We start from the raw sequence: 16,361 nt of genomic DNA on the forward strand, positions 1-16,361 counted from the left end.
ATATATTATGAAAATCTTAATAAAAATACATTATAATTTTTCTATGAAAAAAAATGCTTTGTTTTTAGATAGAGATGGAATTATAAATATAGATAAAAAATATGTCCATAAGATAGAAGATTTTGAATTTTGCGATGGTATTTTTGAGCTTTGTGAATTTTTTATGCAAAAAGATTTTTTAATTTTTGTTATAACTAATCAATCAGGCATAGCAAGAGGCTACTATAGTGAAAAAGATTTTGAAATTTTAAGTTCTTATATGATAAATGAATTTTCAAAAAAAGATATAAAAATACAAAAAATTTATCATTGTCCGCATTTAGATGGTTGCGAATGTAGAAAGCCAAAGCCTGCTATGCTTTTAAAAGCACAAAATGAATTTAATATAAATATGGAAAAATCTTTTTTCATAGGAGATAATATTACTGATATGCAAGCAGGAATTAATGCAAAGATTAAGAATTTATTTTTGATAAATGAAGATTATAAAGATAATGAAAATTATAAAGTTTTTAAAAATTTAAAAGAACTTTTAAGATATTTAAAGGATTAAAATGAGAGTTGTTATAACAGGTGGGGCTGGTTTTATAGGATCTAATCTTGCATTAGAGCTTCAAAATGAGCATGAAGTTTTGATTGTAGATAAAATGCAAGGAGGGGATAGATTAGATAATGGAAATTTAGAGTGCTTTGGGCATTTTAAAAATTTATTAGATTTTAAAGGTGAGCTTTATACAGGGGATATTAATGATGAAAAAACTTTAAAAGTAATTAAAAATTTTAAACCCGATGTAATCTTTCACAAAGCTGCAATCTCTGATACAACTGCTTATAACCAAAACAAAGTCTTAACTACAAATTTAAATACTTTTGCTGATTTTATCAAACTTTCTTTAGAACTTAATGCTAAATTAATTTATGCAAGTTCAGCTTCTGTTTATGGAGATGCACCTAGCCCACAATGTGTGGATTTTAGCGAAGCACCTAAAAATCCCTACGCTTTTTCAAAATTAATGATGGATAATTTAGCAAAAAAATATTTTGACAAAATGCATATAATAGGGCTTAGATATTTTAATGTTTATGGTAAAAATGAATTTTTTAAAAATACTACAGCCTCTATGATATTGCAATTTGGCTTGCAAATTTTATCAAATAAAAATCCAAGATTATTTGAAGGAAGTGATAGGATTTATAGAGATTTTGTATATATTAAAGATGTGGTAAGTGCGAATTTGCAAGCTTTAAATTCAAAAAATGGAATTTATAATGTAGCAACTGGAAAAGCTAGAACTTTTCAAGATATAGTAAATATTTTGCAAAAAGAATTAAATACAAATTTAAAATGCGAATATATACCAAATCCTTACAAAAAGGCTTATCAGTTTCACACTCAAGCAAAATTAGATGAGAGTTTTTCTTATAGGCCAAAATTTAGTTTAGAAGATGGCATAAAAGATTATCTGCCTGAGATAAAAAGAATTTTTCAAAAGGAAATAAATGCTTGATTTTTTAAGTTCTAAAAAGCCTAGGATTTTAGTGGTAGGTGATTTTATGGTAGATCATTATATATGGTGTGATTGCGAAAGGATAAGTCCTGAAGCACCTGTTATGGTAGTAAAATCAAAAAAAGAAGACAAAAGATTAGGTGGGGCTGGTAATGTTTATGCGAATTTAAAAAGTCTAGGTGCTGATGTTTATGCATTAGGCATTATAGGTGATGATGAAAGCGGAAGATTTTTACAAGAAAATTTAAACGCAAAATTATTAATAGAAAATGGTAGAAAAACGCCTTTAAAAAGTAGAATTTTATCTCATTCTCAGCAAGTTTTAAGGCTTGATGATGAAAATGATTTTGAGACAAAATTAGAAGATGAATTGATAGATGAGTTTAAAAAAATAATAAAAAATTTTGAAGCACTTATTTTAAGCGATTATAAAAAAGGCACCTTAAGCGATAAAGTATGCAAAGAGCTCATAAGCATAGCAAATTCTTTAAATATACCTGTTTTAGTAGATCCAAAAGGAAGTGATTTTTCAAAATATAAAAATGCTACTTTATTAACTCCAAATAAAAAAGAAGCTATGAATGCTTTAGGCGTGGATAATTTAGATAATTTAGAATTTTTTATAAAAAAATTAAAAGATGATTATAATTTAAAATACTCCATTATTACTTTATCAGAAGAAGGAATAGCTGTTTTTGACGAAAAATTACACATAATTCCTGCTAAGGCTTTAGAAGTTTATGATGTAACGGGTGCTGGAGATAGTGTAATAGCTATGCTTGCTTATGCTCTTGCTTTAAATATAGATATTTTAAAGGCTTGTGAATTAGCAAATAAAGTAGCAGCTGTGGTAGTAGCTAAAGTAGGAAGTGTGAGTGTGAGTTTTGATGAGGTTAAAAACCTTGAAAAATCATCTTTTGAAAATAAAATAAAAACTAAAGAAGAGCTTTTAAAAAATATACAAAATAAAAATATAGTTTTTACAAATGGATGTTTTGATATTTTGCATTTTGGTCATATAAAATACCTTGAAAAAGCAAAAAAACTAGGCGATATTTTAGTCGTAGGTTTAAATTCTGATAAAAGTGTAAAAAGATTAAAAGGTAGTGATAGACCTATAAATAATGAATTTGAACGCGCTTGTATGCTTGCTAGTTTGTATTTTGTTGATTATGTTGTGATTTTTGATGAGGATACTCCTTATGAATTAATTAACTTTTTAAAACCTGATATTTTAGTAAAAGGTGCTGATTATAAAGACAAAGAAGTAGTAGGCTCAAATTTAGTTAAAAAAGTAAAATTAATAGAATTTGAAGATGGCTTTAGCACTACAAATATTATAAATAGGATTAAAAATGATTGAAAAAATTGAACAAGAATTTAAAAATCATCAAGAAGTTTTAGAAAAAACTTTAGCATTGAAAGATGAAATTATAAAAGTGGGTGCAATTTTGTTAAATTGCTTACAAAATAATGGAAAAATCTTAATTTGTGGCAATGGTGGAAGTGCAGCAGATAGCCAACATTTTGCAGCTGAGCTTAGCGGAAGGTATAAAAAAGAAAGAAAAGCACTAGCAGCTATAGCATTAAGCACTGATACTTCCGCACTTAGTGCCATAGGTAATGATTATGGTTTTGAATTTGTATTTTCAAGGCAAGTTGAGGCTTTGTTAAATAAAAATGATGTTTTAATAGGCATTTCAACTAGTGGTAAAAGCAAAAATGTTTTAAATGCTTTTGAAAAAGCAAAAGAGCTTGGTGGTTTTTGTATAGGGCTTAGCGGAAAAAATGGCGGAGATATGAATAAAATTTGTGATATAAATTTAGTGGTTTCATCAAATGATACTGCAAGAATTCAAGAAATGCATATTTTAATCATACATTGTCTTTGCGAGTTAATAGAAGAACAATTTTAAGCTTGATTTATTTACTCAAGCTTAAATAGTATTCAATTTGTTCTTTTTGTAAAATTCTAATAAGATTAGTGCTACCTGCAACACCTACTGGAAATCCAGCTGTTAATGTATACACACCTTCTTTTTGCATTAAACCTTTTTCAATGCCAAGTTTTACTGAATTGCTTAAAAGTTCTGTTAAATTTTCATGTTTTTCGATTAAAATAGCAGGTTGAACTCCCCAAACTATGCTTAAAAAATTTAAAGCTTTTTTAGAATGCGTTATAGCTATAATATCCATTTTTGGACGATATCGTGCAGTTTTTATAGCTGATGCACCACTACTTGTGAGTGTAAAGATAGCATCTGCATTCAAGTTAGTAGCTAATTGAGTGCTTGATTTTGCGATAATATCTGTTTCGTTGAAACAATGAAAATTATCAAATTTATTATATGGATAATTTTTTTCTGCTTCTATAATAGTTTGAGTCATGATATCAACCGCATTGGCTGGATCAACACCAATAGCACTTTCTTCGCTAAGCATAACTGCATCAGTGCCATCAAGCACCGCATTAGCAACATCTGAAATTTCAGCCCTTGTAGCAGTTTTGGATTTTGCTAATGAAAAAAGCATTTGAGTGGCTGTGATAACAGGTTTATTTGCTTCGTTAGCTTTTTTTATAATAAGCTTTTGTATATTTGGAACCTTGTAATAAGGAACTTCAATACCCAAATCACCTCTTGCAACCATTATGCCATCACTGCAATTAATGATTTCATCAATATTTTCTACAGCATCAAATTTCTCTATTTTTGCAAAAATAGCTATTTTAGCATTGTTTTCATTAAGTATTTTTTTTACTTCATCTATATCATGTGCATTTTGAACAAAAGATATGGCTAAAAAATCAACATCATTTCTTATACCCCAAGCTAAATCATCTTTATCTTTTTGTGTGATAATATCTATATTTATTTTTGTATTTGGAAAGTTAATTCCTTTGTTTGAGCTCAATACCCCGTTATTTTCAACTTGAGTTTGAATAAAATTTTCATTAATTTGCACTACTTTTGTTTTGATTGAGCCATCACAAAGATAAATATACTCTCCAACTTTTAACATAGGAAGAATTTCTGGATGGTTTATGCATACTTTATAATGCTCATTAGATAATTTTTCTCCTTCAAAATTATCTTTGTAAAAATCAAGCCTATCACCACTTTTTAACTCAAAAGCTTCATTTATTTTTAGTGTTCTAATTTTGGGACCACTAATATCTTGTAAAATACCAATTCTTGCATTTAGCTCAGTAGCTATTTTTCTTATTGTATTTAAATTTTTACTATGATATTCATGGCTCCCATGAGAAAAATTTAAGCGAAAAACATTTACGCCATTTATAATCATTTGTCTAATAACAGCTTCATCTTCACTTGCTGGCCCTATTGTAGCTACAATTTTTGTTTTCTTTAGCATTTTTTATCCTTTTTATAGTAGTTCGCTTGTGAATAAATCCTCGTTAAAGTTTGCACCTAAATATTGACAAATAAGTTTTGCATCTCTATAGCCATTTCCAAGACAGCTTGTTGCTCCTGGACTTGGAGTCATGTTAAATATAATACCTGGAATTTCTGTTATACTAGCTTCACCAAGCATTAACTCTCCTGCTTTTTTATCAAGAACTTGTGGACGAACACCACCAAAATTTTTCGCATAATAAATATCACTTGTTTGCAAGCTAGGAACTATTTTTCTTGCATCTTTGACAAATAATTTCTTATTGATATAAGGAATTTCAAATAAATAATTATAAAGTATATAATTTCTAATAGTAGAATCTTTAAAAAGATTAAAACAAATTTTTATTACATTCATATCAAGATTTAAGGTTTTGAAAAATTCAGGTAAAGATTTGTACCCATGGTATCTTTCTAGCATAGGAATAACCAATGCAGTTGGACCAAAACGCGTATTCATATTGGCAAGCAAATCAGGATCTCCGTGTAATGCCGCAAAAGGAAGTTTAGGATTTTGAACCATATAAACTTTTCCATTTAAAATTTTTCTTCTAGCTAGATAAAAACTTCCAGCAACAGGAAAACACGATTTATCTAGCCCTATACCCATTTTATGAGCTAAAAATAAAGAATGAGCACCAGCATTTACTATAATGGATTTTGTTATATATTCTTTAAAATCTCTTGTTTTTATATAAAAAACATCGTCTTTTTTTTCTATAAAAACCACTTCTTGATTAAATGCCACATGAGTATTTTTACCTTGTTTAGAAGCTTGTTCTATTAAATTTTGGCTCATTAATCCAAAATCAACTGTGGTGTAAATTTCTCCTGATTCTACACCCATAGCAACAACTTCATCTTCCCTATCATTCGTTCCATTGTGGTTTAGAACAACATTAGGTTCTATTTTTTTAATTTCATTTTTAGTGTAAAATTTTATATAAGGATATAGTTGTTTAAATTCCTCATAGCGATTTTTCATGTATATACACTCTTCTTCTCCAACTCCAAGAGCTAATTTTTGATGAGAATACATGAATTTGTTTTGTGCATTTTGCAATAGAGCGTATTTTACGATCATATCAGCAGTTTTTTTAACTTTTTTCGCTTTTTCTAAAGTATAATTAGTTTCTATATCGCCACAATGAATGGTTTGTGAATTACTAGTTCCATGGCTATTTAAGGTTGCAGCACTATTGTATTTTTCTAATAAAGCAATATTTTGGATATTTGTATATCTTGCTAGCTCATAAAACACAGCAGCACCGGATATACCTCCGCCAATGACTACGGTATCAAAGTATTTTTGATCCATTGTTATTTTTTCCTTTTGAGTATGTTTGATTTTGTTATGATATCAAAATATAGTTTTTTTGAGTTTAAATAAAGCTTATAATATTTATACATTTTATGTAAAAAATACTTTTAAAGTTTAAAATTTTCACAAACAGCTTTTTTCATACCTCTAAAAATTAAAAATTTATCATAAATAGCATAATCGAAAAAATTAGCAAGAAATTGTCCATCTCCACCAGTAAAATATAATTTTTTATTATAAGCACTATCTTTTATAAGTAAGTAGATGCTTTTAATAACACCATAACTTAGAGCATCTTTTGTTCTTTGCGGGAATGCATCGAAATTTATTTGAGTATTAAATTCATAATTTAATTTTGAAGAAATACTAAGAAAAGATTTTTTATAACTTTCTATACCTGGTAGTATAAAACCACCTAAATGGATAGAATTAGACACTATATCCACAGTGATAGCTGATCCTGCATCCACTACCACACCATCTTCTATTGTGTAGCAAGCTGCTATTCTATCTATACCTAAATTTTTATAAATAGTATCAAAATTAAAATATGGCGCTAAATTTACAAATAAAGGATTAGTTTGTAATTTTTCTTCTAAATTAGGATTGACATTAATATAAAATATTTTTTCTTTTGGCTCATATTGTAAGAAATGTTCTATATCCATTGAATGAAATTTTTGATCATCTAAAAAACTGGCTGTAGTATTGCCAACATCACATAAAAGCATAATTTTTAAATCCTTTAGAATTAAATTCTTTTTGGGCTTTAGAACAAATTGGTGCTTGATGAAAAAAAATAATATTTGCAAAATTTATATTATTAAGATGGTTTATAATGTTTGAAATAATTTTTTCTACTTCTAGTATATAATTAAGAAGTATTCTACTTTTAGCAAAGGAAAATAAAACAAGATAGAACTGATCTTTGTTGTCTTTACCATAGAAGCAGTATAAATTCTTTTTTTTGCTAAAAGCACAAATATCTAATTCTTGGAAATTTTTTAAAATAATTTTGTGCTTATATAGTATATTATTAAAATGTGTATTCATTTTAATTTAATTGCAATACTTTGTTTTGGTAGAAAAATTGGTTATTTTTCATAAAACTTTTTTTATCTACAGCATCACTAAATTTATAAACATTGTATTGTTTTAAATTAGAATCTATCTTGATTAGATATCCTGTTTTTTCAAAAATATACAAGAAATTATCATAAAAAGTACTTTTTGAAAAAAGTGCAAATTGGAATTTTACTTCATCAATTTTTCTAAGATTTAAGTCGGTTTTTATTACTCTACCATCTTTGGTTAGTATAAATATTTCTTGATTTCCAACATTGACATCTTTAATATTTTCATTAAGATATAAGGTTCTATTTGGAGTTACGACGATTATTTTTTGATCTGTTGCAGCAATCATTTTATCATCTTGAATATTAAGATAAATGACATTATTAAAAAATTCTTCGCTACTAACAATAATCTCTCTAATGACTTTTAAAGAACTTTTATTTACTATGGCAAGTTTGCCATTGAGCATAGGGTATATAATAATAGTATTTAAAAAATATGGGTTAGCAAAACGACTATCTTGTGCATAAGCTGTCCCTAAATTTTGTATAAATTTAATTCCTAGGTTTTTATTTGCATAAACTAAAGTATTGCTAGCTAAAATTAAAGCAATATCATCACCATCTATACTTGCACTTACAACACTTTCATTAAATTTATACGAAAATATTTCTTCATGTTTGGTATTATAAATTTTAAAATTTCCATTGTCATCTGCTGTTAAAATTTCATCTTGATAGGCGTTTATAATGTTGTAATTTTTATCTAGATTAAATTTTATAATATTGCCATTATTATCAATAAAACTACCATTATTTAATTGAGCTATATTGTTATTAAAATCAACAATAGAACCATTTATTTGCTTGGCTGTATTAGGTAAATTTTCAATTTTAGATGGCTGGTAGTATTCTCTTTTTGTTCCACAAGCGTTAAGAAAAATCAATATGGCTATGAAAAAATAAATTTGTCTCATTTTATTCCTTGGTAGTGTTTTAAACTAGTAACAATTTGCTGTAATGGCGAGTTGATAGGTATTTTATTAAATTCAATATCTGCTTCTTTAAATTTGTTTTGTTTTAAAAAAGTATAGCCTTTTAATAAAATATTGTAATCTTTTAAAAATTCTGATTTTTGGTTATTTTGAGCTAGTATAATTTGTTTGAGCAAAGGATCTAAATTAAGTTGTAAAGTTTGGTTTAGATCTTGAGTGTTTTTGTTAGCCATTAAAAAAATAGCATATAAATTGGTGTTTTTTTGTTTTAGTTCTTCAAGTAGTTGTTGATTGTTAGGGTTTTTCAATAGCTCAGAAAAAATAGCATTGCTTTCTTGAATATTTTTTTCACGAATTAGATTATAAAAATAACTTCCACTAAAATAAACAAGAATAATTACTATTAAAGCAATAATATAATATTTATATTTTTTTATAAAACGCTCACTTTTTATAAAATTTTCCATTAATTGCTCTTGTGAATTTAATTCTTCTTTGACTGCTTTGAAGTTATCTTTAAAAGACATATTTTTCCTTTTTATTGTTTATTGTGATAATAAAATCTTGTTTAAAAGCTACAATTGTAACATATAAAAATAAAAAAATAAATTATTTTATGTTATAATTTTTTATCTAAGAAGATAAATATTTTTGGATAAATATAAAAATTTAAAATTAAGGTAAATAATGCAAATTGATGATAAATTGCTAAGTAAGCTTGAAAAATTAAGTGCTTTAAAAATAGCTGATGATAAAAGATGTGAATTAAAAGAACAATTAAGTCAAATTGTAAATTTTGTTGAAAAATTAGATGAGCTTGATTTGAATAATATAGAAGCTATAACAAGTACTACTAAAGGCGGAACACCTTTTAGGAATGATGAAAGTAAAAAGTCTGAAGTAATTAATGAAGTTAGCAAACATGCTCCAAAATCCCAAGATGGATTTTTTGTTGTTCCTAAAATAATAGAATAATTAATTATGGAGTCATGGTTAAATGGAAAATTTTTCTTGGTTTGATGTTTTTGTTGTAGGTTTAACAATAATTTTAGGCTTAAAAGGCTTAGTAAGCGGTTTATTTAAAGAAATTTTTGGTTTATTGGGTATTGTTGGCGGTGTGCTGCTTGCATCAAGATACGCTAAAGATGTTGCACAAATTATTAATAATAATTTTTACCAAATCCAAAATGAGAATCTTGGAATTTTCGCTGGATTTTTAGCTTTGCTTATTGTGATTTGGGTTGTGTGTATGCTTTTGGGAAATATTTTATCAAAAATGTTTAGCATGAGTGGACTGGGTTTTATAGATCGCATAGGTGGTTTTTTGTTTGGTAGTGCTAAAATTTTTCTAGTTTTTGCTATTTTAATTGCTTGTATAAGTAATATTGAATTTTTAAATTCAAGTTTAGAAAAATATGCAAATAATAGTCATACTTTAGATTTGCTTAAAAAAACAGGCGAATATATAATGAATACAGATTTTACTCAAAATGGTTTAGAGAAAATAGAAGAGCAGATTAAAGATTCTAATTTGAGTTTAAATTCGGAGGCAGATAATGCAAATTGAAAATATAGAGTATGATGTGCTACTTGAGCGTTTTAAAAAAACGCTTAAAGATAATGGTTTAAAATACACAAAGCAACGCGAGATTTTATTAAAAACTTTATATAATAGTGATAAACACTATACTCCAGAAAGTTTGTATGTAGAGATTAAACAAAATAATCCTGAATTAAATGTAGGTATTGCCACTGTTTATAGAACTTTAAATTTGTTAGAAGAATCTGGTATGGCTACTTCTATATCCTTTGGTGCTTCAGGTAAAAAATTTGAACTTGCAAATAAGCCTCATCATGATCATTTAATTTGTAAAAGTTGTGGTGAAATAGTGGAATTTGAAAATTCTATTATTGAGCAACAGCAAATGTTAATTGCAAAAGAATATAATTTTAAATTAACTGGGCATTTGATGCAGCTTTATGGCTTGTGTCCACAATGTGTAAAAAAACAAAGGTAAATATATGTTTGATAATATTTTAGAACAACAAAAAATTCAAAAAGTTCAAGAATTAAAAAAAATAGGGATTAACCCATATCCTCATTTTTTAAGAAAAGAAATGAGTATAAGTGAATATAAAAATAAGTTCATATATATTAAAGATATGGAAAAACAAAGAGATGAAAATGCTAATGGAGTATTAGCAGGAAGATTAAAACTTCTTAGAATAGCTGGAAAATCTGTATTTGCAAATATAGAAGATGAGCAAGATAATATTCAAATTTATTTTAATCAAAATATTTTAGGAGAAGAATATTTTACTATTTTAAAAAAATATCTTGAAGTAGGAGATATTGTTTTGGTCAAGGGATATCCGTTTATGACTAAAACGGGAGAATTTAGTTTGCATGTAGAACAAATTCAAATAGCTACAAAAGCCATAGTTCCTTTGCCTGAAAAATATCATGGATTAACAGATATTGAACAAAGATATAGAAAAAGATATCTTGATATGATTATGAATAGTGAAGTTAGAAAAGATTTTATTTTGCGTTCTAAGATTGTTTCTTATATCAGATCTTTTTTTGATAACAAGGGGTTTTTGGAAGTTGAAACTCCAATGATGCATCCTATTGCAGGAGGAGCCAATGCAAAACCTTTTGTTACATTCCATAATGCTTTAGGCGTAGAAAGATTTTTAAGAATTGCACCTGAATTATACTTAAAACGCTTAATAGTTGGTGGATTTGAAGCAGTTTATGAAATTAATAGATGTTTTAGAAATGAAGGAATGGATTTGACACATAATCCTGAATTTACAACTATTGAGTTTTATTGGGCTTATCATAATTATCATGATCTTATGGATTTAACAGAAGAGCTTTTTGCTATGCTCTTAGATAAACTAAATTTAGATAAAAAGCTTGAGTTTGATGAAAAAATAATTGATTTTTCTAAGCCATTTGAAAGAATTACTTATAAAGATGCTTTAAAAAAATATGGTGGTTTAGACGATGAAGTTATTAATAATAAAGAATTAATTTTAAAAAAGCTAAAAAAAGATGGATTTGAAGCCAATGAAAAATTAGAATTAGGCCATTTACAAGCTGAACTTTTTGATAATTATGTAGAGGATAAGCTTATTAATCCTACTTTCGTGATTGATTTTCCAATTTCTATAAGCCCATTGTCTAGAAGAAGCGATAAGGATGCAAATATTGCTGAAAGATTTGAATTGTTTATTGCAGGTAGAGAAATTGCCAATGGGTTTAATGAGTTAAATGATCCGCTAGATCAATATGATAGATTTTTAAAACAAATTGAAGCAAAAAATGCAGGTGATGAGGAAGCTTGTGAAATGGATGAAGATTTTGTGAATGCTTTAGGATATGCTATGGCACCAACAGCAGGCCAAGGTATAGGTATAGATAGATTGGTAATGCTTTTAATTAATAAAAAATCAATTCGTGATGTAGTGCTTTTTCCGGCAATGAGACCGCTAAAAAATGAAACAAAAGGAGAATAGATGTTGGAAAATTTTGATAGAGAAATTTTTGATTTAACTCAAAAAGAACTGGCAAGACAATGCGATGGTCTTGAAATGATAGCAAGTGAAAACTTTACTATACCAGAGGTTATGGAAGTAATGGGTAGTATTTTAACAAATAAATATGCAGAAGGATACCCTAGTAAAAGATATTATGGTGGATGTGAATTTGTAGATGAAATTGAAAATATTGCTATAGAAAGATGTAAAAAACTTTTTAATTGCAATTTTGCCAATGTTCAACCTAATTCAGGTTCTCAAGCAAATCAAGGTGTTTATATGGCTTTATTAAATCCAGGCGATAGAATTTTAGGGATGGATTTAAGCCACGGAGGCCATTTAACACATGGATCTAAAGTGAGTTCTTCTGGAAAAATTTATGAGAGTTTCTTTTATGGAGTAGAACTTGATGGAAGAATAAATTATGATAAAGTAAGAGAAATTGCAAAAGAAGTTAAACCTAAACTTATAGTTTGTGGTGCAAGTGCTTATCCTAGAATAATTGATTTTGCTAAATTTAGAGAAATTGCAGATGAGGTTGGAGCGTATTTGTTTGCTGATATTGCACATATTGCAGGTTTGGTTGTAGCTGGGGAGCATCCTAGTCCATTTCCTCATGCTCATGTAGTTAGCTCCACAACACATAAAACCTTAAGAGGTCCAAGAGGTGGTATTATTATGTGTAATGATGAGGAGATTGCTAAGAAAATAAATTCTGCAATTTTTCCAGGAATTCAAGGTGGTCCTTTAATGCATGTTATAGCCGCAAAAGCAGTAGGTTTTAAATACAATTTAAGTAGCGAATGGAAAATTTATGCTAAGCAAATTATTAAAAATACTGCGACTTTAGCTAAAGTTTTAACAGATAGAAAATATGACTTAGTAAGCGGTGGAACTGATAATCATTTGATTTTGCTAAGCTTTTTAAATAAAGAATTTAGTGGCAAGGATGCGGATTTAGCTCTAGAAAGATCAGGAATTACAGCTAATAAAAATACAGTTCCAGGCGAAACAAGAAGTCCTTTTGTAACTAGTGGTTTAAGGCTTGGAACTGCTGCTTTAACTGCTAGAGGTTTTAAAGAAGAGGAAATTGCTATTGTTGCAAACTATATAGCTGATATTTTAGATGATATACAAAATACAAAATTACAAGATGAAATTAAAATTAAATTAAAAGATTTAGCAAGTAATTTTATTATTTATGAAAGGGCTTTATTTTGATAACTACTATGGATATGGCTTTGATTAAAATGGTAACAAGCCATTATTATGTAAAAAGAAATACAATTGTTAACAAGTATGAGTATAAAGGTCGCGTTTTTTTTGATAAATTTGAAAAAATAAATGCTCCATTAACTGCAAGCGTAATTCAAGAGCATATGGATAAAAAAATTATTGTTGCACACTCTTTAATCAATAGTTTTGATAAAGTAGAAAATATTGTTTTTGATTACAACGGCTTTAACGCTGAGCGTTTTTGGCATAGAGCACAATTGGTTCTTAGAGAAGAAGGTTTTATAAATTTTACAGCTTATAAAACTAGAACCAATAATCATTTGCATTTATATATACATAAAGGACATACTACTTTTAATGAGGCTTGTTCTTTGGGTTCAAAGCTTTCTTTGTTATTTTCTCAGAAAATGCCAGTAGAATGGAAGGTTTTTCCTAGTATGGATATTCCAAGAGAATTCAACATCTTAACTTTACCTTATGAAGTTTACCAAAAAGAGCGTGGTGCTTCGTGGTCAAAACATATGTAATTTTGAAAGGATAAAAAATGGAAGAAAAAAATAAAAATGAATTTGATGATATTATTTTGCAAAAAGGAAACAAAAGTGAAAAAATGAAAAAAATTCTTTTGCGTTCGATTATTTTAATTATTGTATTTTTGGTTGTGATGATAGTGATGAAAATTATAAATGATCCAGGTGAGGACAAAGCATTGCAAATTCCATCAGAGCCAGATAAACAAACATCTTATGATAATAATTTTGATTCTTTGCCTATTACAGATAGCTCGAAAGAAGAAGATGAATTTGAGGCTTTGGCAAGAAAATTAAAAGAAGAAAGCACTTTAACTGATACAAATAACACTGCCATAGTAGAGGATAAAAAAGAAATACCAGCTGTTTCTTCTAATAGCGTGCTTGATCAAATTTCTACTATAGAACCAAAAAAAGAAGAAAAGGTTAAAGAGACAACAAAAGAAGAAAATAAAGTTGTTCAAAAACCTACAGAAAAGCCTATAGAAAAACCAAAAACCAGTGAAATAGAAAAACCAAAACAGCAAAATACTAGCGAATTGTTTGATGATATAAAAACTATAAATTCAGATAATAAGCTTCCATCTGGTGCTTACATACAAGTATTTTCATTAAATAATTTAGATCCTAAGTCTAAAGAATTAAGCATACTCAAAACCAATGGTTATGATTATAAAATATATAAAACAAATGTTAATGGTAAAGAAATTACAAAGGTATTAGTTGGTCCTTATAAGGAAAGCGAATTGAAAGCAGAATTAGAAAAAATTCGTTCTAAGATAGCAAAAGGTGCTTTTACTTTTAGAATAAAATGAGAATTTTTTCTGTTATTGGAAATCCTATTGTGCATTCTAAGTCTCCAAGAATGCACAATAATGCTATAGCTTTATTTAACGAAAACGCAGTTTATACAAGATATTTACTACAAGATGGTAAAAATTTAAAAAAGATATTGTTGAGTTTTGATGGTGCAAATATAACTATTCCATTTAAAGAAATCGCGTGTGAGATTGCTGATTTTAAAGATGAAAGTGTAATCAAAATAGGTTCTGCTAATACTTTAGTAGTAAAAAATGGATTAGTTTATGCTTATAATACGGATTATTTAGGTTTTTTAAAAGCAATAGAGAAATTTATTAATGCAAAGTCAGCTTTAATTTTAGGAGCAGGAGGAACAGCAAAAGCTTTAGTGTATGCATTAGAAAATAAAAATATTGAACTTTTAGTCGCAAATCGATCTAGCTACCGGTTTAAAGATTTTTTTAATTATGAATGCTGTTTATATGAAAATATACCTTTACATAGACAATTTGACTTAGTTATTAATACTACAAGTGCTGGGTTAAATGATGAAAATTTACCTTGTTCAAAGTTTATTTTAGAAAACATTTTTAAAAAATCTTCTTTTGCATTTGATGTTATTTATGGAAAAGAGACGCCTTTTTTAAAATTAGCCAAAGAAAATAATCTACAAGTGAAAGATGGCACAGATATGTTGCTATGGCAAGGAGTTTATGCTTTTGAAATATTTTTTAATCAACACGATCAGGAAAAAATATATAAAGCCATGTATGAGGCTTTATATATGTATTAATGACTAAACCAAGATTTGATTTTATCAAATAGACTTTCTTGTTCTATAAAAGATTCCTCTTCAGCCAAACCAAAGCTTTTTTCTAGTTGCTGTAGTAGATTTTTTTGTTCATCATTTAGTGTTTTTGGAAATTTAATATCTATTTGAACGATATGAGATCCAAGTTTTCCACTATGTAAATTTTTAACACCTTGGTTTACAAGTTCAAATTTTTCTTTATCTTTTGCTCCAACTGGAAGTTTAAGATCTGCCTCGCCTCTTATTGTAGAAACTTTTATAGTTTTACCAAGAGCAGCTTGGGTAAAAAATACAGGCACTATAGTATATATATCATCTTCATGCCTTATAAATTTTTCATCTTCTTCAACTATAATTTTTATGTATAAATCACCTCGTTTTGAATCATTAGGAAGCTCATTGGCTTTATTTTGTGCTCTAAGACTCATACCATTATCTATACCCTCTGGTATATCAAGTTCTATACTATCTTTAATTTCCTCATATCCCTTACCTTGGCAAATTTTACACTTGTCTTTTATCACATTGCCACTTCCACTGCAATACTCACAAGTTTGAACAAAGGTCATAAAACCTTGTCTAATTCCTACTTGTCCTTTACCACCACAATGCTCGCAAGTACTTTCTTTTCCATTTTCACTACCACTTCCATTACATGTTTTGCAAAATGTTTTATAAGTAAAGTCAACTTTTTTCTTACACCCAAACACAGCTTCTTTAAAAGTAATTTTGATAGATATTTTTAAATCGCGTGGATATTTACTTTCTTTTTTTTGTCTAGATGTTTTACCAAAGCCAAAACCTTCTTCAAAAAAACTTGAAAAAATATCTCCTAAGTCAAAGTCATTAAAGCCACCAAATCCGCTAGCTTGTCCTTTTAAACCTTCTTTGCCATATCTATCATATATACTTCTTTTTTCATCATTACTAAGAACTTCATAGGCTTCGTTAACTAATTTAAATCTATCCTCTGCTTCTTTATTGCCTTGATTTCTATCAGGATGGTATTTAAGAGCCATCTTTCTATATGCTTTTTTGATAGTTTCTTTATCTGATGTTTTTGAAATTTCTAAAATTTCATAGTAGCTAAGCTCCACTTTATCCCTTTCTGTGATATTTTAAAA

General features: G+C 27.8%; 19 protein-coding genes. 12 read left to right on the top strand and 7 right to left on the bottom strand.

The genetic code is table 11. The features are described 5' to 3' along the window. Nucleotides 1-7: 7 nt before the first annotated feature. The 4 genes from CPEL_RS02905 to gmhA are packed head-to-tail and all read left to right on the top strand — an operon-like array spanning nt 8 to nt 3,424. Nucleotides 8-553 (top strand): D-glycero-alpha-D-manno-heptose-1,7-bisphosphate 7-phosphatase, encoded by a 546-nt coding sequence (locus CPEL_RS02905; RefSeq protein ID WP_044598541.1) that lies wholly within the window; start codon nt 8-10, stop codon nt 551-553. A gap of 1 nt (nt 554) precedes the next feature. Then, nucleotides 555-1,508, top strand: a complete 954-nt coding sequence (rfaD, locus tag CPEL_RS02910) for an ADP-glyceromanno-heptose 6-epimerase (protein WP_044598542.1) — start codon at nt 555-557, stop codon at nt 1,506-1,508. Continuing rightward, entirely contained in the window at nt 1,501-2,871 is a 1,371-nt protein-coding gene (rfaE1, locus tag CPEL_RS02915; RefSeq protein WP_044598543.1) for a D-glycero-beta-D-manno-heptose-7-phosphate kinase, read from the top strand. Before rfaD ends, rfaE1 begins: the two co-directional genes overlap by 8 nt. Continuing rightward, nucleotides 2,864-3,424, top strand: a complete 561-nt coding sequence (gmhA, locus tag CPEL_RS02920; protein ID WP_044598544.1) for a D-sedoheptulose 7-phosphate isomerase — start codon at nt 2,864-2,866, stop codon at nt 3,422-3,424. The genes rfaE1 and gmhA overlap by 8 nt, the downstream gene beginning before the upstream one ends. 7 nt (nt 3,425-3,431) lie before the next feature. Here gmhA and pyk read toward each other — a convergent pair whose 3' ends face one another. The 6 genes from pyk to CPEL_RS02950 all read right to left on the bottom strand — a co-directional run bounded on the left by pyk (nt 3,432) and on the right by CPEL_RS02950 (nt 8,840). After that, nucleotides 3,432-4,883 (bottom strand): pyruvate kinase, encoded by a 1,452-nt coding sequence (gene pyk / locus CPEL_RS02925; RefSeq protein ID WP_044598545.1) that lies wholly within the window; start codon nt 4,881-4,883, stop codon nt 3,432-3,434. Between the two features lie 12 nt (nt 4,884-4,895). Continuing rightward, nucleotides 4,896-6,242, bottom strand: coding sequence for an FAD-dependent oxidoreductase (locus tag CPEL_RS02930; RefSeq protein ID WP_044598546.1), 1,347 nt, complete (start codon nt 6,240-6,242; stop codon nt 4,896-4,898). 110 nt (nt 6,243-6,352) lie between these two features. Beyond that, a complete protein-coding gene (locus tag CPEL_RS02935; protein ID WP_044598547.1) occupies nt 6,353-6,976 on the bottom strand; it encodes a type III pantothenate kinase in 624 nt (207 codons plus the stop codon). Then, the gene (locus tag CPEL_RS02940; RefSeq protein WP_044598548.1) at nt 6,963-7,298 is read right to left on the bottom strand and encodes a hypothetical protein; all 336 of its coding nucleotides are present in this window, start codon (nt 7,296-7,298) and stop codon (nt 6,963-6,965) included. The genes CPEL_RS02935 and CPEL_RS02940 overlap by 14 nt, the downstream gene beginning before the upstream one ends. Before the next feature lies 1 nt (nt 7,299). After that, entirely contained in the window at nt 7,300-8,295 is a 996-nt protein-coding gene (locus tag CPEL_RS02945) for a hypothetical protein (RefSeq protein WP_044598549.1), read from the bottom strand. Beyond that, nucleotides 8,292-8,840 carry a hypothetical protein gene (locus tag CPEL_RS02950; RefSeq protein ID WP_044598550.1) on the bottom strand — a complete coding sequence of 183 codons (549 nt, stop codon included), beginning with the start codon at nt 8,838-8,840 and terminating at the stop codon, nt 8,292-8,294. The genes CPEL_RS02945 and CPEL_RS02950 overlap by 4 nt, the downstream gene beginning before the upstream one ends. 160 nt (nt 8,841-9,000) lie before the next feature. Between CPEL_RS02950 and gatC the strand changes: the two genes are divergently transcribed. From gatC to CPEL_RS02990, 8 genes are read left to right on the top strand one after another with little or no spacing between them, the layout of a single operon-like run. Further along, a complete protein-coding gene (gene gatC, locus CPEL_RS02955) occupies nt 9,001-9,288 on the top strand; it encodes an Asp-tRNA(Asn)/Glu-tRNA(Gln) amidotransferase subunit GatC (RefSeq protein WP_044598551.1) in 288 nt (95 codons plus the stop codon). A gap of 22 nt (nt 9,289-9,310) precedes the next feature. Beyond that, complete coding sequence (locus tag CPEL_RS02960; RefSeq protein ID WP_044598552.1) at nt 9,311-9,880, top strand: CvpA family protein; 570 nt, start codon at nt 9,311-9,313, stop codon at nt 9,878-9,880. Continuing rightward, complete coding sequence (locus CPEL_RS02965) at nt 9,870-10,331, top strand: Fur family transcriptional regulator (RefSeq protein WP_044598553.1); 462 nt, start codon at nt 9,870-9,872, stop codon at nt 10,329-10,331. Before CPEL_RS02960 ends, CPEL_RS02965 begins: the two co-directional genes overlap by 11 nt. Before the next feature lie 4 nt (nt 10,332-10,335). Further along, the gene (gene lysS / locus CPEL_RS02970; protein WP_044598554.1) at nt 10,336-11,838 is read left to right on the top strand and encodes a lysine--tRNA ligase; all 1,503 of its coding nucleotides are present in this window, start codon (nt 10,336-10,338) and stop codon (nt 11,836-11,838) included. Beyond that, on the top strand, nt 11,839-13,080 hold the full coding sequence (locus tag CPEL_RS02975) for a serine hydroxymethyltransferase (RefSeq protein ID WP_044598555.1): 1,242 nt from the start codon (nt 11,839-11,841) through the stop codon (nt 13,078-13,080). Continuing rightward, entirely contained in the window at nt 13,077-13,622 is a 546-nt protein-coding gene (locus CPEL_RS02980) for a DUF1882 domain-containing protein (protein WP_044598556.1), read from the top strand. Before CPEL_RS02975 ends, CPEL_RS02980 begins: the two co-directional genes overlap by 4 nt. A gap of 17 nt (nt 13,623-13,639) precedes the next feature. Next, complete coding sequence (locus CPEL_RS02985; RefSeq protein WP_044598557.1) at nt 13,640-14,440, top strand: SPOR domain-containing protein; 801 nt, start codon at nt 13,640-13,642, stop codon at nt 14,438-14,440. Then, the gene (locus CPEL_RS02990; protein ID WP_044598558.1) at nt 14,437-15,219 is read left to right on the top strand and encodes a shikimate dehydrogenase; all 783 of its coding nucleotides are present in this window, start codon (nt 14,437-14,439) and stop codon (nt 15,217-15,219) included. The genes CPEL_RS02985 and CPEL_RS02990 overlap by 4 nt, the downstream gene beginning before the upstream one ends. Here the strand turns inward: CPEL_RS02990 and dnaJ are convergent. Continuing rightward, nucleotides 15,216-16,334, bottom strand: a complete 1,119-nt coding sequence (gene dnaJ, locus CPEL_RS02995) for a molecular chaperone DnaJ (protein ID WP_044598559.1) — start codon at nt 16,332-16,334, stop codon at nt 15,216-15,218. The genes CPEL_RS02990 and dnaJ overlap by 4 nt on opposite strands. Between the last annotated feature and the right edge of the window lie 27 nt (nt 16,335-16,361).

It is taken from the genome of Campylobacter peloridis LMG 23910, assembly GCF_000816785.1.
Lineage (GTDB): Bacteria > Campylobacterota > Campylobacteria > Campylobacterales > Campylobacteraceae > Campylobacter_D > Campylobacter_D peloridis.